Source organism: Mycobacterium sp. HUMS_12744610, assembly GCF_041206865.1.
Lineage (GTDB): Bacteria > Actinomycetota > Actinomycetes > Mycobacteriales > Mycobacteriaceae > Mycobacterium > Mycobacterium servetii.
Genome location: NZ_JBGEDP010000001.1, coordinates 988,490 through 1,008,902, shown reverse-complemented (window position 1 = coordinate 1,008,902; position 20,413 = coordinate 988,490). Strand labels below are relative to the sequence as shown.

General features: G+C 63.0%; 17 protein-coding genes and 8 pseudogenes. 19 read left to right on the top strand and 6 right to left on the bottom strand.

Annotation, left to right across the window (positions count from 1 at the left end; genetic code table 11):
• The 7 genes and pseudogenes from AB8998_RS05115 to AB8998_RS05085 all read left to right on the top strand — a co-directional run.
• Positions 1-150: pseudogene (locus tag AB8998_RS05115) on the top strand (helix-turn-helix transcriptional regulator); the annotation flags it as partial.
• Positions 151-238: 88 nt separating this feature from the next.
• Positions 239-583 carry a helix-turn-helix domain-containing protein gene (locus AB8998_RS05110; protein WP_369738130.1) on the top strand — a complete coding sequence of 115 codons (345 nt, stop codon included), beginning with the start codon at positions 239-241 and terminating at the stop codon, positions 581-583.
• A 26-nt stretch (positions 584-609) separates the two neighbouring features.
• Entirely contained in the window at positions 610-1,659 is a 1,050-nt protein-coding gene (locus AB8998_RS05105) for a transposase (RefSeq protein WP_369738131.1), read from the top strand.
• Between the two features lie 37 nt (positions 1,660-1,696).
• Positions 1,697-1,789 (top strand): annotated as a pseudogene (locus AB8998_RS05100) (helix-turn-helix transcriptional regulator); the annotation flags it as partial.
• Positions 1,789-2,052, top strand: a pseudogene (locus AB8998_RS05095) (site-specific integrase); the annotation flags it as partial. The pseudogenes AB8998_RS05100 and AB8998_RS05095, both read left to right, overlap by 1 nt.
• A gap of 61 nt (positions 2,053-2,113) precedes the next feature.
• A complete protein-coding gene (locus tag AB8998_RS05090; protein WP_369736917.1) occupies positions 2,114-3,346 on the top strand; it encodes an ISL3 family transposase in 1,233 nt (410 codons plus the stop codon).
• Positions 3,347-3,370: 24 nt separating this feature from the next.
• Positions 3,371-4,273 (top strand): annotated as a pseudogene (locus tag AB8998_RS05085) (tyrosine-type recombinase/integrase); the annotation flags it as partial.
• Between the two features lie 416 nt (positions 4,274-4,689).
• Here the strand turns inward: AB8998_RS05085 and AB8998_RS05080 are convergent.
• Both AB8998_RS05080 and AB8998_RS05075 read right to left on the bottom strand, forming a co-directional pair.
• Positions 4,690-5,361 carry an RES family NAD+ phosphorylase gene (locus tag AB8998_RS05080; protein WP_007168496.1) on the bottom strand — a complete coding sequence of 224 codons (672 nt, stop codon included), beginning with the start codon at positions 5,359-5,361 and terminating at the stop codon, positions 4,690-4,692.
• Positions 5,358-5,753: an XRE family transcriptional regulator gene (locus tag AB8998_RS05075; RefSeq protein ID WP_073876810.1), complete on the bottom strand. Its 396-nt coding sequence runs from the start codon at positions 5,751-5,753 to the stop codon at positions 5,358-5,360. The genes AB8998_RS05080 and AB8998_RS05075 overlap by 4 nt, the downstream gene beginning before the upstream one ends.
• Positions 5,754-6,554: 801 nt before the next feature.
• Here AB8998_RS05075 and AB8998_RS05070 point away from each other — a divergent pair.
• The 11 genes and pseudogenes from AB8998_RS05070 (at position 6,555) to AB8998_RS05020 (ending at position 15,232) form a co-directional block, all read left to right on the top strand.
• Positions 6,555-6,806, top strand: a complete 252-nt coding sequence (locus tag AB8998_RS05070) for a FitA-like ribbon-helix-helix domain-containing protein (RefSeq protein ID WP_007168493.1) — start codon at positions 6,555-6,557, stop codon at positions 6,804-6,806.
• Entirely contained in the window at positions 6,803-7,219 is a 417-nt protein-coding gene (locus AB8998_RS05065; RefSeq protein ID WP_007168492.1) for a type II toxin-antitoxin system VapC family toxin, read from the top strand. Before AB8998_RS05070 ends, AB8998_RS05065 begins: the two co-directional genes overlap by 4 nt.
• Positions 7,220-7,717: 498 nt before the next feature.
• A complete protein-coding gene (istA, locus tag AB8998_RS05060) occupies positions 7,718-9,226 on the top strand; it encodes an IS21 family transposase (RefSeq protein WP_079669096.1) in 1,509 nt (502 codons plus the stop codon).
• On the top strand, positions 9,223-10,032 hold the full coding sequence (istB, locus tag AB8998_RS05055; protein ID WP_007172566.1) for an IS21-like element helper ATPase IstB: 810 nt from the start codon (positions 9,223-9,225) through the stop codon (positions 10,030-10,032). Before istA ends, istB begins: the two co-directional genes overlap by 4 nt.
• Positions 10,033-10,669: 637 nt before the next feature.
• Positions 10,670-11,146: pseudogene (locus AB8998_RS05050) on the top strand (IS256-like element IS1511 family transposase); the annotation flags it as partial.
• A 124-nt stretch (positions 11,147-11,270) separates the two neighbouring features.
• The gene (locus AB8998_RS05045) at positions 11,271-12,506 is read left to right on the top strand and encodes an IS256 family transposase (protein ID WP_369741377.1); all 1,236 of its coding nucleotides are present in this window, start codon (positions 11,271-11,273) and stop codon (positions 12,504-12,506) included.
• A 15-nt stretch (positions 12,507-12,521) separates the two neighbouring features.
• A pseudogene (locus AB8998_RS05040) lies at positions 12,522-13,331 on the top strand (IS256 family transposase); the annotation flags it as partial.
• 489 nt (positions 13,332-13,820) lie between these two features.
• Complete coding sequence (locus tag AB8998_RS05035; RefSeq protein ID WP_033711258.1) at positions 13,821-14,093, top strand: type II toxin-antitoxin system Phd/YefM family antitoxin; 273 nt, start codon at positions 13,821-13,823, stop codon at positions 14,091-14,093.
• A 3-nt stretch (positions 14,094-14,096) separates the two neighbouring features.
• The gene (locus AB8998_RS05030) at positions 14,097-14,504 is read left to right on the top strand and encodes a type II toxin-antitoxin system VapC family toxin (RefSeq protein ID WP_007168487.1); all 408 of its coding nucleotides are present in this window, start codon (positions 14,097-14,099) and stop codon (positions 14,502-14,504) included.
• A gap of 20 nt (positions 14,505-14,524) precedes the next feature.
• The gene (locus AB8998_RS05025) at positions 14,525-14,866 is read left to right on the top strand and encodes a hypothetical protein (RefSeq protein WP_007168486.1); all 342 of its coding nucleotides are present in this window, start codon (positions 14,525-14,527) and stop codon (positions 14,864-14,866) included.
• Positions 14,867-14,926: 60 nt separating this feature from the next.
• Entirely contained in the window at positions 14,927-15,232 is a 306-nt protein-coding gene (locus AB8998_RS05020) for a hypothetical protein (RefSeq protein WP_007168485.1), read from the top strand.
• Positions 15,233-16,679: 1,447 nt separating this feature from the next.
• Here the strand turns inward: AB8998_RS05020 and AB8998_RS05015 are convergent.
• Positions 16,680-16,823, bottom strand: coding sequence for a hypothetical protein (locus AB8998_RS05015; RefSeq protein ID WP_155250266.1), 144 nt, complete (start codon positions 16,821-16,823; stop codon positions 16,680-16,682).
• A gap of 190 nt (positions 16,824-17,013) precedes the next feature.
• Here AB8998_RS05015 and AB8998_RS05010 point away from each other — a divergent pair, with 190 nt between their 5' ends.
• Positions 17,014-17,166, top strand: coding sequence for an enoyl-CoA hydratase-related protein (locus AB8998_RS05010; protein WP_007168480.1), 153 nt, complete (start codon positions 17,014-17,016; stop codon positions 17,164-17,166).
• Between the two features lie 101 nt (positions 17,167-17,267).
• Here AB8998_RS05010 and AB8998_RS05005 read toward each other — a convergent pair whose 3' ends face one another.
• The 3 genes and pseudogenes from AB8998_RS05005 to AB8998_RS04995 all read right to left on the bottom strand — a co-directional run.
• Positions 17,268-18,521 carry an IS30 family transposase gene (locus AB8998_RS05005; protein ID WP_420492649.1) on the bottom strand — a complete coding sequence of 418 codons (1,254 nt, stop codon included), beginning with the start codon at positions 18,519-18,521 and terminating at the stop codon, positions 17,268-17,270.
• 31 nt (positions 18,522-18,552) lie between these two features.
• Positions 18,553-19,755 (bottom strand): annotated as a pseudogene (locus tag AB8998_RS05000) (IS256 family transposase); the annotation flags it as partial.
• A gap of 201 nt (positions 19,756-19,956) precedes the next feature.
• A pseudogene (locus AB8998_RS04995) lies at positions 19,957-20,359 on the bottom strand (DnaB-like helicase C-terminal domain-containing protein); the annotation flags it as partial.
• Positions 20,360-20,413: the final 54 nt, after the last annotated feature.

Genomic DNA, 20,413 nt, shown 5'->3' with positions numbered 1-20,413 from the left:
ATGGTCACTCACGACCTCCGGGATGCATTCGTCACCGCAGGCAATTTCCCTGAGTTACTGACAGCGGAGCAAGTGTCGGCGCTGCTCGGCGTGTCAGCCGCAACGCTCAACCGATGGGCCGCGCTCCGCGAAACCACCGGCGAGCAGATCTGTTTTGCGTCTGACTTCGCGATAGAGATCGGTGTGTCGATCAGACGACATCCGACGGGTTCTCCGAGCTCTCTTGGAGGATCTGATCATGTCCGAAGCAAACTCTGGTGGCGACCGCTCGCACCGTCGCCCGAAGCGGTTCTTGAGCCCGTCGCAGAAGTACGAGATATGGCTGCAGCTGGTACGCCAGGAGGTGACGATCGCCGAGGCCGCCGCCAACCATCAGGTGGATCGCACGACGATCATGCGCGTCCGCACGATCGCCAAGGAAGGTGCGCTGGCCGCGCTGGCGGCAGCCAAGCCAGGCGCGGCGGCCCGCCAACGCGACTACGAACTCGATGCCGCCAAGGCCGAGAACGCGCGGCTGTCCGAGGCACTCAAGGAGATGGCCGTGCGGCTGACGTTGGTCGAGGGAAAAGGGCGCTGGGGCTAAGTGGCCGAGTCCCACACCGTGTCGACGTGGCCACCAAGACGGCGCTGTTGGGCTTGCTCGACCAGGCGGTCGATGAAGGTTGGACACTGCGCCAGGCATGCCATGCGTTGGAGCTCGGCGAGCTGCGGGCACATCGCTGGATCGCTCGCCGAGCGATCGGCCAGCTGGTCGACAAGATCCCTGGTGGGTCGCCCATGCATGGGCTGCTCGACGAAGAAGTCAGCGAGATCTTGGCGTTGTTCGACCAGTGGGGCGAGACCGACCGCTCGCACCGCAAGCTTGCTCACCGCGGCTCTTATCTGGGCCGGGTATGGGTGTCACCGTCGAGTGTTCGTCGGGTCCTGTTCTTGGCGGACAAGCACTTTCGACCACTTCCCAAGCCTGGACGTTCTCAACGCAAGCCCTTCCCGGATTGGGTGGACTACAAGCCGAACTCGATCTGGATTTACGATACGACGCACTTCACCAGGGCGGGGATGGCAGTGTTGATCATTCAGGATTTGGTCTCGCGCAAGTGGATCACCGAGGTCGTCTCCGCTGAGGAAACCTCCACCCAGGTCGAGATCGGGTTCACCGACGCGCTCGACATCGAGGGACTCCTGCAGGCCGTTGAGCGACGCGCCGACGGCCTGGTCGATATCGGCATCGACGACCAGGCCCGGCCGATCCTGCTCGCGGTGTCCGATAACGGTCCCCAGATGACGTCGGGCTCGACGCGGGAGTTCATGGCCATGTCTGCGATCGCCCAGCACTTCGGACGCCCCGGAACGCCGACCGATCAAGCCTGGATCGAGAGTTTCAACGGGCACCTCAAGGCCGAGTTCCCGCACCTGCTCGCGATCGAGGACCCCGCCACCCTGCGCGCCGAACTTGCCGTCACCCGCCAATTCTGGAACGGAGTCCGGTTGCACGCCGGCATCGGCTATGTCACGCCCAACGACGAACACGAAGGACGAGGGGAGGCCATCCGCAAAGCACGCCAAGCCGGGCTCGAATCCGCCCGCAACCGCCGACTTGCCTGGCACCGCCAGCAAAGGCACACTCAACCCATACAGGATCCCGACGATGTTGTCTGATCAAACGCGAATGTCTATCGCAAAGTCAGAAACACCTCAGATCGGCCCGCCCTGCTACACCCTGTCGGAGCGGGTGCGCCGCTGGGACTGCGCGGAAGTAAGGTCCTGGCTCAAGCAGGTGCGTCGGTAATGGCCGGCAACAACCCACGCGGTATCCGGAAGCGACTCAACGGCGCTGGGGAACCTCGCTACCAAGTGCGCTACCAAGTCCGCGATCCGCTGACACCGTCCGGCTGGGTCGAGACGTCGGCCACATTCCCGACCGTGCGGGAGGCAAAGGCGTTCAAATCGGAACGCGACAACGAGACGGCGCTCGGTGGGCGTCGGTTCGACCCACGCCTCGGTCGCACACCGCTGCAGCGGGTCTGGACGCAATTCTCCGAATCCAGGCGCTTCCGGGTTTTCTGTGGGTCTGGTCTGGGCGTGATGGGCGCAGGGCGGCAGGATGTGCTGTGTGCGCGACACCGAGTTGTACCGCCATCTGCTGGGACTGGTAGCGCCGTGGGAGGTGCAACGGGTGGAGCTGTCGGCTCAGGAAGGTCGGGTGGACGTCTGGGTCGTGCATCCGGGCCGGACCCGGTTCGCCTGCCCGGACTGCGAGCGCGAGCTGTCGGTGTATGACCATGGCGAGGAACGGGCGTGGCGGCATCTGGACTCGTGTGCGTTTCTGACGTTCCTGCATGCCAGCCCGCCGCGGGTGGCCTGTCCCGAGCACGGGGTGCATCAGGTGCGGCTGCCGTGGGCCGAGCCGCATTCGCGGTTCACCATGTTGTTTGAGCGGCTGGCCATCGACGTGCTCGCCGCGTGCGACGTGGCGGCCGCGGCCGGGCTGCTGCGGGTCAGCTGGGACGAGGCGTGGCACCTGATGGACCGTGCGGTGGCCCGCGGCCTGGCCGCCAAACCGCTGGTGGCGCCGGCCCACGTCGGGGTCGATGAGAAGGCGGCCGGGAAGGGACAGGACTACATCACCGTGGTCAGTGACCTGGACGCGGGCACGGTGGACTACATCGCCGACGAACGCCGCCAGGCCAGCCTGGACGGCTACTTCGACCGGTTCACCCCCGAGCAGCTGGCCGGGATCGAGGCGGTGGCAATGGACATGTGGGAGCCGTTCGCCGCCTCGGTGCGCGCGCACCTGAGCGACGCCGAGAACAAGATCGTCTTCGACCGCTACCACCTGATGGGCTACCTGACCAAGGCCGTGGACACCGTGCGCAAGGCCGAGAACCGGGCGCTGGCCGCGGCCGGCGATAAGAGCCTGGCCGGCAGCAAGTACCTGTGGCTGTATTCGGCGGAGAACCTGCCCGACCGTCACCAAGACCGCTTCGCCACGCTGCGCTCCGGTGACCTGAAAACCGCTCGGGCATGGGCGATCAAGGAGAGCCTGCGGCACTTCTGGTCCTACCAGCGTCGCGGCTGGGCAGCCAAACACTTTAAGCGCTGGTACTTCTGGGCCACCCACTGCCGTCTCAAGCCGATCATCGACGCGGCCAAGACGTTGAAGCGCCACGAGGCGGGGCTGTTGTCCTACTTCGCCCACCGCATCACCAACGCCGGTGCCGAGGGCCTGAACTCACGCATCCAGGCCATCCGGGTTTCGGCCCGCGGCTACCGCAACCGCGAGCACTTCAAGACCGCGATCTACTTCCACCTCGGCGGGCTCCAGCTCTATCCGGCCATCCCATGACCCACGGAGTTCCCAGAAGAGCCCGAATCCAAGAAACCGGCGGTGTCGCCGAAGACCTGGAGCGGCTACACGCAGCACTGGGAATTGCGCATCAAACCGCGGTTCGGTCACGTGCCTGTCGACGAGATCAGTCGCGGCGACGTCCAAGCCTTCGCTGACGGCCTGATAGTCGGCCCGTGGGCGAAGGTGTCCACGCTGCGACTCCTGCGGTCGATTCTCGATGTCGCTCACCAGGACGGCCGAATCCTTCGCAACCCCGCTCTCGGCGTCTCAGCGGGCCGCATTCCCGAGCGGGAACGTCACCGCTACCTGACCGCGCAGGAAGTCCAAACACTCGCCACCGCATGCGGCGACCAAGGCGACGTGGTGACGGTCCTCGCCTACACCGGCCTGCGCTGGTCCGAACTCGTCGGTCTGCGCGTCAAAGACATTGACCTCGTGGCCCGTCGGCTCTACGTCCGGCGAGCCGCGCCCGAGGTGGAAGGCCGCATCGTCATCGGCCCGCCCAAGACCCGCGCCGGCATCCGAACCATCCCACTGCCCCAGGTCGTCGTCGACATCCTCAAAGCGCGGACCAGCGGACGGGCTGCGGACGAACCCGCCATCACTTCACCCAACGGAGCGATGCTGCGCTCCAACAACTGGCGCCGACACACGCACTGGAACAAAGTCCTCAAGAAAACGCACCTGGCACCGCTGACCATCCACGATCTGCGTCACACCTATGCAAGCCTGGCGCGAAAGTCCGGCGCTGACCTTCGCTACGTCCAGAAAACCATGGGCCATTCGACGCCAACTGTCACCGCGAACATCTATAGCGACCTCTACGCAGACGAACTGGACCAAGTCGCGACGAACCTCGATCAGCTTCATGCGACCGAGATTCAAACACCGAAGACCGGACAACAACCGGACGAATCCAACTGACAACCGAGTGCAAGACCCGTGTCTATGCAGGTAAGAATGGTGGCCAGGGGCGGGATCGAACCGCCGACCTTCCGCTTTTCAGGCGGAGTTCTGGCCTACACCAATGTGTTTCAGCCGGTCAGACCAGAAGCGCAACCGGCATTCGGACGTGTTGGATCAGTCGGTCTGGCTCGTTGGCCCCATGTTGGCCCCATGAGATAACCCAATCTGCGTGGCAAGCCGATCGGGTTACTTGGTCGGTAGAAGCGGACTTGGGCGAAGTCTTAGTGCGATGGTTTTCGCTTACCGAACAGAGCGCGGCGGTCCCGGCGGATCTCATAGAGACGCCAACTGAACTATCGACCGCAACTGAAAGGCTGGATGCAGTCCAATTTGCTTGCGTGTGGTCCGATGGGCACCACCGCGCGCATCCCAATCTAGAGCAGTTTCACCGGCGCTGGCTCAAGCACTAGGCCCCACGGCGTGGTGACGTTGAGGAGCGGTTCGGGCGGCGGGTCGGTGAGCGCGATGGGGTCTCCGGCCAAGCTCGCGGTGCCGCGCCCCTCGAAGAGTGCGACGCAAGCGTTGCCGTCCAGGCGGGACGGGAACCGGACGGCGCCGGCGCCTCGGTCAAAAAGGTCCGCGGCGATCGTCTGCGTGATGGCGCGGCGACTGGTGGTGATCTCGCGCAGATCGAGGTGCTGCAGGTCGTGCTCGAGCAGCAGTTCGACGTGGCGATCCTCGATCTCCTGGCGTGTGGGCACGTCGGTGAGATCGATCAAGGGGCCATCGAGCTTCAGGACTGTGGGAACGAGGGCGTGCTGTATGCGCCACTGCGCAGTGACCGGCTTCTCAGTGAAGTCTTGGGCAGCCTCAGGTCCGTAGCGCTCAACATGGCGGCGCAGCGCGCCGAGGTTCGGCCGGAAGTCGGCTAGCACCTCGCGAAGACACGTTTCCGCCAAGTCAGCACAATAGAGCGTGCGGAACCGGCGGTAGACGTCGTCGAAACGGTGACTGAACTGGTACAGCTCCAGCGGAGTGAAGCCGAGCGGGTCAGCGTAATAGCCGACCCGCCACAGGGTTCGCCCCTGCTCGGGCGCCGCGATCACGACTGGAAGCTGGCGACCTGCCGTGCAGCCCGGACAACCATCGCGAACTGCGCGGTGTCGACCGCCGCACCGAGCACCTCGATCGGCGCGCGATCGTCCAAGCGCGTGTTGGTGCCAAACAGCCACGCCCGCGCCGTCTTGTCGTCGTAAGCATCGACGAGCATCCTGACGACCTTGTAGCCCTCACGTAACCGGCGCTCGGTCGCGCCGTGAGGTTCCGGGCCGCCCTTGCGCGCGTAGCGGCCGATTTGCTTGGCGTCAGCCAAGCCCGCCATCGCCGCCGCGACGCGCTGGCCGACGGCCTCTTGCAGATACGCGGCGATCTCGCGGATCGAAAGCGTCGCTGCCTCATCATCAAGCCGCTGCGCCGCAGAGACGGTCAAGACTGGCATATCGCACCTCCACGTTGATCTACCTGAGACGCTACCACATAAACACCTGAGAACACACCCTGAAGCTACACCTGATAGCCACCAGGCCTGGCCTACGGTTCGCGGTTGGAGCCGTTGAATCAGCATGTTCGCGCAAAAATGCCGCCAACGACGCCGCTCACTGGCCACGATTCGACCTCTAAGGTATGAGCTAACCGGTCACCGTCTCCTCCAGTGCGCACGGTCTCATAGCTGCACGTCAGCGAGGTTCAGCCGTTCCCGCTGTGACGCTCCGTCCCTCTTGTTCGCATCGGTTCCACCGTGTTCTGTGGCCAAATCCGTGGCCATTCCAACAGCCATAAGTGGGCCCATGCGCAACCCGCGGCGCGAGCCGTCGCGGGTGACACGATTACAGATAAGCCGCGAACGTCACCACGAGAAGATCGGCGAGCGCGTCCGAGCCACCTAGGCGTAGAGACTCATCCACCGTGCGATGGTCGGCTCCATGCGCTCGGGCACGAGCGAATCCGCGTCCCGTTGATCCCGCCGTACGTTCCTGTCGGGGTCGCTGAGCAACCAGATGGTTCGCGCCGATGTCTCCATCGCCGAACGGCATAGTTGCATTATGGACGACGCGTAGAGGTTCCTCGTCGTCGTCCGTTGATCTACGAGCAACGCGGCCGCGTACAGGTTCTCCGTGGCGCTCATCATCGGAATCAAACACTCCTCGGTGACCGCTGTCCGTTATAACCGGATCTGGGGCATTCTCAATGAAGGCGAGGTCAACGCACTATCTGAACGATATCGTGATAGCATCGCTCTGTGGCGCAGATTCTCATCCGTCAACTTGAGGACGACACCAAGGCCAAATTGCAGCGACTAGCCCGTCAACACGGTCGCAGCACCGAGGAGGAGGTGCGCGAGATCTTACGGAACGCAGTCCGGCACGTCGATAATCCGCCTGGGCGGCTCGGGTCTCGTATCGCGTCACGCTTCAAAGGCGTGGGCCTGACCGAGGACATACCCGAACTGCGGGGACAGCCCGTCCAGCCGGCACAGTTCAACGAATCATGATCGTGCTGGACACCAATGTGCTCTCCGCGTTGATGCGGGACACACCCGATCCGGCCGTCGTGGAATGGCTCGATAATCAGCCCACCGAATCAATCTGGACGACATCGGTAACAGTATTCGAGATACGCACTGGTATTGAACTTTTGACGCCAAGCCGCCGACGCAAGCGGCTCGACGAGATCTTTTCTCAACTCCTCGACGAAGACCTTGATGGTCGTGTGCAATCCTTCGACCTGACGGCTGCGTTTGCCGCTGGGACCATCGCCGCCACCCAACAACGAGGTGGGCGTGCGGTGGAAATTCGTGATGTGCAGATCGCCGGCATCGCCGCGTCCCGGCACGCAACTGTGGCTACCCGCAATACTCGCCACTTCGACGGAACGGGCGTCGACCTGGTCAACCCCTGGGACTGACGTCGTGCCCCAGATTCATTGAGAATGCCCCAGATCCAGTGATAACGGACAACCGCCGCATCCCCCGCCGGCACTAAGGGATACGCCTCCTTAAAAGCGGCGTCGTCGCCGACAAACGGGCTCCCCGGCTCAGGATGGTGCGGGTGCAGTCCCCACTGCCGCAATTCCGCGCACGCTTGGCACGGTTGCCGATGCGGTCCAGCACGCCGTTCGTCGCCAAATTGACCAGTGCTTCTATCATCTGCTGATCCGGCTGCATAACGAGTCTCCTATTACAACACCAAACACGCCCTGGCTGCGCGGTACGTTCACAATGCACCTGTCCAACGACAAGTGTCCGTGGCCATGAAAAAGTACCCACTGGTGGCCAAGTGGAGGTATCCGCTGGTGGCCGGATAAAAGTACCCACCCCGTGTTCGTCGTGTCGATCAGGAACTGCGGGCCCCGGTGGTGACGGTGAAGGTGCCAACCACTCATCGTCACCACCGGGGAGTTCCATTGAAGTCTGCGAGGGACCGCATGGACATCATTTCTGCTTATCAACAAGTCGGGTCATACCGCGGCGCCGCGCAGCTGTGCGGCACCACCCATAGGACCGTCAAGAAAGTCGTCGAGAAATTCGAAGCCGGTGAGAGCGCACCGCCGCGGGTCGAGCGGGCCCACAATTACGATGCGGTGGCCGATCTGGTCGCCGAGCGTGTCGAGAAGTCGGCGGGTCGGATGTCGGCGAAGCGGATGTTGCCGATCGCGAAGGCCGCCGGTTACGACGGGTCGGCACGCAACTTCCGTCGCCTCGTTGCTGAGGCGAAGGTGTTGTGGCGCAACGAACATCACCGGGGACGTCGCCCGGCGGTGTGGTCACCGGGTGAGTATCTGGTGATCGACTGGGCCCAAGCCGCACCCGGGTTGTTCCTGTTCTGCGCAGTGCTGGCGTTCTCCCGGTGGCGCTTCGTCGCGTTCGCCACCGACCAGAAGGCGTCCACGACGTTGGCGTTGATCGCCGAAGCGATGGCCGGGATAGGTGGTGTCCCGGCCCGGGTGCTGGCCGACCGGATGGCCTGTCTGAAGGGCGGCGTGGTCGCCAACGTGGTGATCCCTACCGCCGAATACGTCCGGCTGGCAGGTCATTACGGTTTCGCGCCGGACTTCTGCCATGCATCCGACCCTAAATCGAAGGGCATCGTGGAGAACTTGTGCGGCTACGCCCAACGCGACCTCGCCGTCCCGCTGCTCACCGACGCCGCCATCGCCGGGGTGCCGGTTGATCTGCGTGCTGCCAACGTTGCGGCCAGGGCGTGGTGTCTGGAGGTCAATGCCGCGGTGCATTCGGAGATCTGTGCGGTCCCCGATGAGCAACTGCTGATCGAACGGGAACTCCTGCAACCGTTGCCGTCGCTGCAACTTCGAATCGGGGCACCGTCGGTGATCCGCAAGGTCGACCGGCTGTCGTGTGTCCGGTATGCCTCGGCCCGCTACTCGGTGCCCACCCGACTGATCGGGACCAGCGTGGCCGTCGTCGTCGATCACGGCGCGCTGTGCATCGTGGAGCCCGCGACTGGGGTGATCGTGGCTGAGCACGAACTGGGTGCCCCAGGCAGCGCATCAGTCCTCGACGATCACTACGACGGTCCCCGCCCGGAACCTAGCCGCGGACCACGACCCAAAACTCATGCTGAGCAACAGTTCTGCACACTCGGCGAGGATGCTCAAGCATTCCTGGTCGGGGCCGCCGCGATCGGCAACACTCGGCTGGGCTCCGAACTGGAAGTCCTACTGGCGTTGGGCGCCGCCCACGGCACCGACGCCTTGGTCGGCGCGCTTCGCCGGGCGGTCGCGTTCCGGAGGTTCCGCGCGATCGACGTGCGGTCCATCCTGGCCGCCGGCGCCGGAACGCCGCAGCCCCGCCCCGCCGGGGATGCGTTGATCCTGGACCTCCCAGTCGCCCCGACCCGATCCCTGGCTGCCTACACGGTCAACCCGGCCGCAGACGGTGGTGCCACGTCATGAACGGCACGCCAGCCAAGGCAACCAAACCCGTTGCACCACTGTCCACTCCGCAATTCGCCGCTGATCTCGACGCCGGGCTGCGGCGGCTCAAGCTCGCCGCGATCCGGCGCACCGCCCCCGAAGTCCTAATCACCGCCAAGACCCAGCGCTGGACCCCCGAAGAAGTGCTACGGACCCTCGTCGAGACCGAACTGGCGGCACGGGATGCCTCCAACGTCGTCAACCGGCTCAAGGCTGCCGGGTTCCCGGTCACCAAGACCTTGGAGTCCTTCGACGTGGCCGCATCGTCGATTCAGCCCAAGGTGTTCGACTACCTGTCGAGCCTGGAATGGGTTCGCACACAACAGAATCTGGCGATCATCGGACCGGCTGGGACCGGCAAGTCCCACACCCTGATCGGACTGGGGGTCGCTGCGATTCATGCTGGGCACAAGGTCCGGTACTTCACCGCCGCCGACCTCGTCGAAACCCTCTACCGCGGCTTGGCCGACAACACCGTCGGCAAGATCATCGAATCCCTGCTCCGTGTCGATCTGATCATCCTCGACGAACTGGGCTTCGCCCCACTCGACGACACCGGCACCCAGCTGCTGTTCCGCCTCGTCGCCGGCGCCTACGAACGCCGCTCCCTGGCCATCGGCTCGCACTGGCCCTTCCAAGAGTGGGGTCGATTCCTGCCCGAGCAGACCACCGCCGTCAGCATCTTGGACCGGCTCCTGCATCACGCCACCGTCGTCATCACCGACGGCCAGTCCTACCGAATGAAGGACGCCCAACACCGGAAGGAGAACCCCCAACCAATCTAAGAATCACTGCACGGGGTGGGTACTTTTATCCGGCCACCAGCGGGTACTTCTACTTGGCCATTGACAACAAGTCCGGGGTGTTCAAGGGCGCGCCGGCCATTGAGTAACAATTGCGACGTTGCATTTCGTAAGGCGGACGCCCGCGTTGGAGTCTGGGACCTAAGGGGACAATCGGCTTCCCACGCAGCGACTTCCACGTCAGGCAGCGGATTATCGAAGGTGTCGGAAACTGAGAGATTCTGTAGCTGGCCGAATTGACGCGGTGTGTTTGTTGAAGCTTGCATATCGGGCGGCGGTGGCTCGTCCCAAGCCTTCGCCATCAACGTCGGATCGTCGAGGTCTCGGCAAGCGTCGGCTGCTCGGCGGAGCTGTTCCGCTGTCATCCGTTCTGCAGGCTTGTGCCGCGGTGCCTTATCGGACATTGGTGACCCTGAAGATCTCTGATCGTAAGCGGATGGGCGTAGGTTGAACTCTATCTTGGTGGTCAATTCGTCACGGTGCCAGTTCTCCCCAGTTGCGTCCAGCAGAGTGGTGTACGAGCCGGTGATGACCGGCGTGTCGTAGCCGGATGAATGAAGGTCATCGCGTGATTCTTCGAGGGACCGACCAAAGTCACTCGAGCAAAGGAATCAACGCGATGACCATTGCCCACGATATCGACCTGTCTGCCGTGCTGGCCGAACGACTCACCACCACGCACCCTGATGTGCTGCGCGAGTTGTTGGCCGCCTTCATTCACGCCCTGATGGGCGCCGAAGCCGACGCGGTGTGCGGTGCCGGCTACGGCCAGCGCAGCAGCGAGCGCACCAATTCCCGCAACGGGTATCGGCACCGCGAGTTTGACACCCGCGCAGGCACATTGGATCTGGCGATTCCCAAGCTAAGGCAAGGTTCGTACTTCCCGGACTGGCTGCTGGAACGGCGCAAACGCGCCGAGCGGGCCCTGACCACGGTGGTGGCTACCTGCTACCTGCTGGGCGTTTCGACGCGGCGGATGGACAAACTCGTCGAGACTCTGGGCATCACCAGCTTGTCGAAGTCCCAGGTCAGCGTGATGGCCAAAGAGCTCGACGCCGCGGTCGAGGCGTTCCGGACCCGGCCACTGGATGCGGGCGTGTCATTCCATCTGTGTAAGTCCGGGGTGGTCCATCATCGGACCGCCGTTGGGCGGACAGAAGGAGTGTTTTGTGACCAAGACCATGCAGATGCCGGCTGAGGAGACGACCGCGGCGCGGCGGCTGGCCGAGATGTTCACCGAAGAGACGCTGGACTCGTTGATTAAGGATGCGGTGAAGACCGGGACCCCGATCGACGGCGCGGACGGTTTGCTGAACCAGCTGACTAAGGCCGTGCTGGAGCGGGCGCTGAATGCGGAGCTAACCCACCATCTGGGTTATGAGGCCGGCGATCCGGCCGGACGCGGATCGGGAAATTCGCGCAACGGCACCACGCCGAAAACGGTGACCACCGTCAACGGCCCGGTGCAGATCGATGCGCCGCGTGATCGCAACGGCTCGTTTGAGCCGGCGATTGTGCCGAAGAAGACCCGCCGGCTCAACAACATCAATTCGGTGGTGTTGTCGCTGTATTCACGGGGAATGACCACCCGCGATATCGAAGCCCACCTGCAGGAGGTCTATGGGGCGTCGGTGTCGCGGGAGTTGATCTCCAATATCACCGAGGTGGTGGTCGATGAGATCAAGGCCTGGCAGGCCCGCCCGCTCGATGAGGTCTACCCGATCCTCTACATCGATGGGCTGCGGCTGCGGATCGGCGACAACGGGGTCATCACCACCAAGGTCGCCTATTTGGCCATTGGCGTGGATCTGGAGGGCCGCAAACACGCCTTGGGCTGCTGGATCCAGGACTCCGAGGGGGCGAAGTTCTGGCAGAAGGTCGTCATCGACCTGCGCAACCGCGGGGTGCGCGACATCCTCATCGCCTGCTGCGACGGGCTGACCGGTCTGCCTGATGCGATCCGCTCGATCTATCCCGATACCGTGGTGCAGACCTGCGTCGTGCACGTCATTAGGAATGCGATGCGCTTCGTGTCTTATAAGGACCGCAAGAAGGTCGCCACCGCGATGCGGGCGATCTACAGTGCGCCGACCGTCGATGGAGCCGAACTCGCACTCAAGGAGTTCGACCAGCAATTCGGCGCCCAATATCCGGGTGCAATTGACGTGTGGCACAACGCCTGGGGGGAATTCGTTCCGTTCCTGGACTATCCGGTGGAGTTGCGCAAGATCGTCTACACCACCAATGCGATCGAGTCGATCAACTTCCAGTTGCGCAAGATCACCAAGAACCGTGGTCATTTCACGGACAAGGACGCCGCGATGAAGTTGCTGTACCTCGGGCTGCGCAACATCTCCAGCGAGAGAGGAGGCTATTCGGGTACTGGAACGCACAACTGGACTGTGGCGCTCAACACACTCGCCAGACTATTCCCTGGGCGAATCCCATTGTGCTAGAATACAACTCGTAGTCAAATCACCTCTGACTTACACAGAAATCGTGACAGGCTCCTGGATGCAGGCCCGTACACGTTCATGGCTGCTGACGCCCTGGTGCTCAAGGTTCGCGAAGCAGGCCGGGTGGTCAACGTGCACGCGCTGATCGCCACCGGGGTCAACGCCGAGGGCTACCGCGAAATCCTGGGCATCGACGTCACCACCGCCGAGGACGGGGCCGGCTGGCTGACCTTCCTGCGGTCGCTGACCGCCCGCGGCCTATCAGGGGTCCGTCTGGTCACTTCCGACGCCCACGCCGGTCTGGTGGCCGCGATCGGCGCCACCCTGCCTGGGGCATCGTGGCAACGGTGTCGCACCCACTACGCCACCAACCTGATGGCCATCACTCCGAAATCATCGTGGCCGTGGGTACGCACACTACTGCATTCGGTCTTCGATCAACCTGACGCCGGTTCCGTTGCAGCCCAATATGACCGCATCATCGACGCACTGGCCGACAAGCTCCCCAAGGTCGCCGACCACCTCGAAGACACCCGCGCCGACCTGCTCGCCTTCACCGCCTTCCCCAAACAAATTTGGCGGCAGATCTGGTCCAACAACCCACAAGAACGACTCAACAAGGAAATCCGCCGGCGCACCGACGTCGTCGGAATCTTCCCCGACCGCAACGCCCTAATCCGCCTCGTCGGCGCGGTGCTGGCCGAACAACACGACGAATGGGCCGAATCCCGCCGCTACCTCGGCCTCGACGTCCTCAGCAAATCCCGCGCCGACCACACGCCATCAACAGAACAGGAGGACACCCCGGCGGCACTGACCGCCTAAACCACCAAGTCGAAGAATCACACGACGACGTCGTACACCACGTCCCTGGACTTGACCTTCTCCCCTGCCGCGTAACACTCGGAAAGATGGCAAACGACATGTGCCACAGTCGGGAGCAGGCGGAGCAGGTCAAGGCTAGGTTGGCCGAGTGGCTGGCGCCACCAATGGTCGGGACGACGGCACTGACTGAGCGGCACCGCCCGCAGACCGCCGGCATCAAGCGAATGGCTCGGCCGTATAACCACGCGCTGACCGTCGCATATCTCTGCCCCACCTGTGAGAATTGAGCTGACAAGGCAGCTAGAGACGGATAGGTCCCTTTGTGAGCACCGATGGCCGCGAGCCTGACGACGAGGCCGGCGCGGAGTTCCTGAACGGCTTCGTCGATAGGTTGATTCTCGGGGGCGGGCGTGTGGACATGGGCCGCCGGCGCTCCGAACCAGTTGCGCCACCATAGCATGTAGTACAACTATGTAGTACATTATTGGTATGAGTGAAGTACCTCTCCGAATGCTCAACCAAGAGACGGCAAAGGTCTTGGCCCGCGTCAAGCGTGGCGAAGAGATCACGCTTACTGAGCGCGGGGAAGTCATCGCCCGAATAATCCCCGCTACCGCCGGCCCACTGGATGCGTTGATCACTGCCGGCAGAGTGCAACCGGCGACGCTGGCCGGCCCAGCCCCGCGGCCGACCGTTCCGATGCACGACAATCTCGACGCCGGCGCGCTATTGCAACGTCTGCGCGCCGAGGAAAGGTATTAGCCGGTGATCTACCTGGATACCTCGGCTCTGGTCAAGCTGATCCGGATCGAAGTCGAATCTGATGCTCTAGCTGACTGGCTCGATGAACGCACCGAAACACGTTGGATAACATCTGCCTTGGCTGAAGTGGAGCTCCCCAGAGCCATCCGCGCAGTCGCCCCAAATGGCTTATCTGCTGTCCCCTCTGTGCTGGCCAGACTGGATCGGTTCGAAATCGACCAGGTCATCCGCGCCACCGCGGCCGCCTACCCCGATCCGGCGCTGCGCTCGCTCGATGCGATACACCTGGCCACCGCTCAAATCGCCGCATCCACAGCACCATTGACCGCCATGGTCGCCTATGACAGTCGACTCAGCGACGCCGCCCGTGCCCTCGGGATAACGATTGTCACACCTGGAAGAAACTCATGAACGGCTCAGGAGGAGAACACATGTCAGCACGTTTCTATGATGAGACCGTTTTTCAAGCGTGGCAGCGCGGTGTAGAGATCGCCGGTCCCCGATGGTTCGCCGACGGCCAGACTTCCCCGGACAGCGCGACCAGCAAGTGGGATCTCTCGCCGAGGGTCGACGAGATCCGATCAGCTATCGGATGGCTGTCCTCGGGCGAAGCGATGTTCCTTGCGGCGATGGTGAGCTTTTACAACTCTGAGCCCGGCGGCGAACTCTTGCGATCACTTGGCGCAAATGGCCTCAGCGACATTGCTGCCAGCCTCGACGAATCACGCCGACAAGTCATCGCCGACCTGCCCCTTGCCTACGCCGGCTGGTGAAAACCTCGCCGGCCGTCACTCCCACGGCTTCCCGCTACAACCCGCCGCAAAGGACAACCCATGGCTGACCTGCCAACTCGTCCCGAACTATTCGAGAACGCCCGCGCCTGCATCGACGAAGTGAGATCAGCGCTCAGCGCGGCGCGCGACTGGCTGCGCTCGGACTGGCAGCTCCTGGGCACACCACTGACTAAGGAGGCCGGCCAAGCTCGGGTGGCCATTTTGGAATCGATCGGCGAGGCCAAGGACCTCATCGACGCGATGAAGCGCACTGCAGCCTCGATGAAGCGGCGCAGCACGGCGTTGCGAGCGCGCGGCAGAAACGCCAGGCGACCGCGCTGTCTGGTGCGCCGCGCAGCGCGATGAACCGCCCGCCTTGCCCGCCGCGACCCGTTGCCGACCTGGTGGCCGGATGTGAACGGGCGCTGGCTCGAAGATGGTGGAAGATGGTGACCGCAAGACATCGTGCGTTGCGTGGTGGACCGCCCGTCACGCCTCAATCACGAACTTTGCGACTGGGCGCGCGCACCAACACTTCATGCTCGGCATCATGGGTGGCCGCTTCAGGCGCCAGGCGTGTTCGGCAGCCGACCGTCATACCCGCCGACGAGCGGTCGCCCGGCCACGATGTGCGCGACTCGGGCGACCGGTCCCAATCACCAAGCAAACGTCCTCTCCCGAGGCTTCGGGGTGCGTCATCCGCTTGCCCCGCATGTCGACATCCGTTGCTGCGCGGCTAGCGGCCACGCCAGTCAAATGTCGATTCCCGCTGCGGTGCCTACCTCAAAATCCCGGCAATCCCGGCAGGGTGAAACCACCGCCCGCGCCGGTGGAAGCGCCGCTCCCAGCGCCGCCCGGACCGGTCAAACCGCCCGACGTGCCAGTACCGAAGCCGCCGCCATTGTCGTTGAAAGCACCGGACCCGCCGGTCGACGCCCTGCCCCCACCGATCGGGGTGGACACTCCACCAGACCCGCCGCCCCCAACTGTGATCCCTGGGTCTGGCTCATCCGCCCAGGCAGCGCCCGCGCTGGCTATCGGGATGAGCCCGGCGGCCAAAGCTGCACCTGCGGCCATGCCGAGCTTGATCGTGATACCGCGGCGTCGTGTCTTGCAAGTCATGTTCCCCTCCGAATTCATGGATCATTAGATGATCGCGTTATGATCGGCGCACTTGTCGTGCGTTGCACAGTCACTTAGGTGGTAATGGGGCTCACCTCCATTCCCACAACTGGATTCCCACAACTGGTGATAGCAATGCCACCAGCTGTATGAACTTTGGCTATGCAATGCAGCTTAGCTACTACAGAAAGTGAGCGTCAAGCCAATTGGGCTACCTTGTTTGCAAAGTGATTCATATTCATAAATTCAGTGTTTCAGTAGACACTGACTTCCACACCTACAATCGTATATTGCAGCAGTTCAACAACCATGTACTGGTGTACTGACATGCGCCAATTCGCGTCTGCGTACTTACTGATATCGAGCACAACGTGAATCATTCAGGCCAGAGTCTGACTTGATTACGATTATCAGAGTTTCAAGGTGCCAGCAAACTAGACTTACTCGGTTGGTGCCCGATATCTGCAGAAACCTTTCTTCCTAGAATTCAGTATCGCTGTTGGCCAAAAATCGCTCCCTGCGTAGTCCGATCAGCAGTCACACCTCGCCGCGTGCACCTAGACCGTCCCCAACACAGGGCCTCAGCAGACGCCCGCCGGCAACTCATCGCCGACGACGCGCGAGGGGTGCCGCGCCTCACCTTGGGCCCAAGTGCAGGACCCCTCATTGATCCGCGTACTGATATGCAGATCTACTGAAACGCACCCGAAGAGGGGATCGCCGCAATGAGCACCGGCCGCAGCCGCATCGAATCGAGCGCCGCACCGTCCCACAGAAACACCGCGGCTGCCACCCCGCCCTCACCTACAGGCACCGGGCCGACCGAACGCCTCATGACCATCCGGTAGACAGGCGACCAACGAACACGCCGAACCGTCGACCTATCACTTGGCACACACCCGGGTCTTGACATCTGGCAGCGAGATGCCGCCGACCGCCTCGGACTCGCAGGATGCAGGCGGAAATAACCGGATTCTTCTCTGGACAAGCTCGACGCAATCCACGCCGTCCTGCATCGCTTCCCCGTGTACAAGCCGATCATCGCCGCGGTCAACGGCACTTGCGTGGCGGGCGGATTCGAGATGTTGAGCTCCACCGACATCCGAGTGGCCGTGCCCGACGCACGATTCGCGGTGATGGAGCCGAAGCGCGGTCTTTTCGCAGTGTCTTGCCCGTGAGGACACTCGCGGCGGCAAGGGCACCGCCGATCGTGACGTAATGACTTAGGGCCGGTCCACGCGGCAGAGGTGTGAGGTGTTGACGACGGGGTGGGTTCTACTCAACGTCGCAACACCGACGGATCACTCGAGACTAACAGGGCAGCGAATAGATCGGCGGGGCAACGGTCTTGGAGGACTATGCGGGGGCGATGGTTGAGTTCGTGTTCGACGGCCAACAACTGCTCCGGCGGGTGGCTGATGAGGGTGACGCCCTTCGGGAAGTAGTCGCGCAGCAGTCCGTTGGTGTTCTCGTTCGTGCCGCGTTGCCAGGGTGATCTGGAGTCGCAGAAGTAGACGGGCGCGCCGAGCTTGTCGGTGGTGGCAAGGTGGCGCGCCATCTCGGTGCCCTGGTCCCAGGTGATCGACCGCATCAGCGTGGGTGGCAGATCCTTCATGCGGGCCACCAAGGCCGCGTGCAGGGAGTCGGCGTCACTGCGAGGCAGATGCACCAACCGCAGCATCCGGGTCTGGCGTTCGACCAGAGTGCCGATCGCCGAGAGGTGGTTATTACCGATGATAAGGTCGCCTTCCCAGTGGCCGGCTTCAGACCGGTCGACAGCCGAGAAGGACCGGTCGTGGATGGTGAGCATCGGCTGCTGGAACCGCGGCCGCCGGCAACTCTGGCGGTGATGCGCTCGGCGGTGATCTCGACCGGTGCGCAGCGGTGAGCGTCGGTGCGGCGCTAATCGCGAGGGCCGCATGAAACGTGAATTCGGTTGATAGACAGCTTGATAGATGCTTTCGTGGCATAACCACATCGATGAATCATCGGGGAAGCGGTGGCGGAGGTGACGGCTGATCTGTTGGGGGCTCCAACGCTGAAGAAGCAGCTCGGCGACCGCGTTACCGAGCTGGTCGTTGGTGTCGACCCGACGGCGGTGGTGACGTGCTCGTCGCGCGGTGGCTCGCCGGTGGGCATCGAAGGGCTGATATCCGCGGCCGGCTGGTGCGTTGCGCCGTAGCTCCCTCGAAATCGTCGACGGCGCTCGACCGAGTCGGGTGGCGATCGTCCGCACCCTCAGCCCTGAGTGATGCAGATCGGCGATCTCGATGCGCTCGTCCTGGGACAGGTATCGCGTGCTGATCTGGCGGACCGCTAGTCGATCTAGCGGCGGGACGAACCCGACCGCGACGCCGTTGCGGTAGGTCTTGTAACCGCGTGTCCAGTTCGTCGCAGCGGACCGGGACACACCGACTTCGCGGGCCGCGGCCCGCACGCTCCACCCGCGAGCCCGCAACTCCATGAACCGCTGACGCTTGGCCGACTGCGGACGACGTCCCGGCCCCTTCTTCACCCGACGCGACGATGCCAACACAACCTCCAGAATCTAGAGAAGTGTTGCGGGCGAGTGTGTTGAGCGCCACAGTCCAGTTGTGCGTTCCAGTACCCGAATAGCCTCCTCTCTCGCTGGAGATGTTGCGCAGCCCGAGGTACAGCAACTTCATCGCGGCGTCCTTGTCCGTGAAATGACCACGGTTCTTGGTGATCTTGCGCAACTGGAAGTTGATCGACTCGATCGCATTGGTGGTGTAGACGATCTTGCGCAACTCCACCGGATAGTCCAGGAACGGAACGAATTCCCCCCAGGCGTTGTGCCACACGTCAATTGCACCCGGATATTGGGCGCCGAATTGCTGGTCGAACTCCTTGAGTGCGAGTTCGGCTCCATCGACGGTCGGCGCACTGTAGATCGCCCGCATCGCGGTGGCGACCTTCTTGCGGTCCTTATAAGACACGAAGCGCATCGCATTCCTAATGACGTGCACGACGCAGGTCTGCACCACGGTATCGGGATAGATCGAGCGGATCGCATCAGGCAGACCGGTCAGCCCGTCGCAGCAGGCGATGAGGATGTCGCGCACCCCGCGGTTGCGCAGGTCGATGACGACCTTCTGCCAGAACTTCGCCCCCTCGGAGTCCTGGATCCAGCAGCCCAAGGCGTGTTTGCGGCCCTCCAGATCCACGCCAATGGCCAAATAGGCGACCTTGGTGGTGATGACCCCGTTGTCGCCGATCCGCAGCCGCAGCCCATCGATGTAGAGGATCGGGTAGACCTCATCGAGCGGGCGGGCCTGCCAGGCCTTGATCTCATCGACCACCACCTCGGTGATATTGGAGATCAACTCCCGCGACACCGACGCCCCATAGACCTCCTGCAGGTGGGCTTCGATATCGCGGGTGGTCATTCCCCGTGAATACAGCGACAACACCACCGAATTGATGTTGTTGAGCCGGCGGGTCTTCTTCGGCACAATCGCCGGCTCAAACGAGCCGTTGCGATCACGCGGCGCATCGATCTGCACCGGGCCGTTGACGGTGGTCACCGTTTTCGGCGTGGTGCCGTTGCGCGAATTTCCCGATCCGCGTCCGGCCGGATCGCCGGCCTCATAGCCCAGATGGTGGGTTAGCTCCGCATTCAGCGCCCGCTCCAGCACGGCCTTAGTCAGCTGGTTCAGCAAACCGTCCGCGCCGTCGATCGGGGTCCCGGTCTTCACCGCATCCTTAATCAACGAGTCCAGCGTCTCTTCGGTGAACATCTCGGCCAGCCGCCGCGCCGCGGTCGTCTCCTCAGCCGGCATCTGCATGGTCTTGGTCACAAAACACTCCTTCTGTCCGCCCAACGGCGGTCCGATGATGGACCACCCCGGACTTACACAGATGGAATGACACGCCCACGGTCTCGTAGTTAGCTAGATCGCCGTTAATCGCGGCCACGAATTCCGCCTCCTAGCAACGGGCCGAATCCGGGCATCGCTGATTTGACTCATGGTGCCGCCCACCCGGATCCAGTCATCGTCATTCATGCGCCCCGAACGCATATCCGCAAGTTTGACCCTCGCTTCGGCCGCCAGCAGCCGCATCACAATTTCGGACTTACTCATTTCCAACGAGAAGATGACACTGGCCATCCGATGTCTGAGCGAACACGATCGCATGAAATCCAGTGCTAGAACGGACTTTTCCAACGCCCGGACGAGCCGCAACGGTAACCATGGTTCCTGGCTGAAGCCCGCAGGTGATCTCATCGAGATCAGCGAATCCGGTCGGCACGCCCCGCGCCAGACCGCCATTGGTAGCGATCGTGTCCAACTCGTCGAGTGTCGGAGTCAGCAAGTCCTCTAACGCGACAGTGTCCTCGCTAGGTCGTGTCCCTGCCGCGGTGTAAAAGAATCCGGACGTAGGTTCCCTCGAAGACCGGCCAGT

Coding starts and splice junctions, on each gene's coding strand:
- AB8998_RS05110 (WP_369738130.1), top strand. CDS start 239: ATGTCCGAAGCAAACTCTGGTGGCGACCGCTCGCACCGTCGCCCGAAG.
- AB8998_RS05025 (WP_007168486.1), top strand. CDS start 14,525: ATGTCAGCACGTTTCTATGATGAGACCGTTTTTCAAGCGTGGCAGCGC.
- AB8998_RS05020 (WP_007168485.1), top strand. CDS start 14,927: ATGGCTGACCTGCCAACTCGTCCCGAACTATTCGAGAACGCCCGCGCC.
- AB8998_RS05035 (WP_033711258.1), top strand. CDS start 13,821: ATGAGTGAAGTACCTCTCCGAATGCTCAACCAAGAGACGGCAAAGGTC.
- AB8998_RS05065 (WP_007168492.1), top strand. CDS start 6,803: ATGATCGTGCTGGACACCAATGTGCTCTCCGCGTTGATGCGGGACACA.
- istB (WP_007172566.1), top strand. CDS start 9,223: ATGAACGGCACGCCAGCCAAGGCAACCAAACCCGTTGCACCACTGTCC.
- AB8998_RS05015 (WP_155250266.1), bottom strand. CDS start 16,823: ATGAGGCGTTCGGTCGGCCCGGTGCCTGTAGGTGAGGGCGGGGTGGCA.
- AB8998_RS05075 (WP_073876810.1), bottom strand. CDS start 5,753: ATGCCAGTCTTGACCGTCTCTGCGGCGCAGCGGCTTGATGATGAGGCA.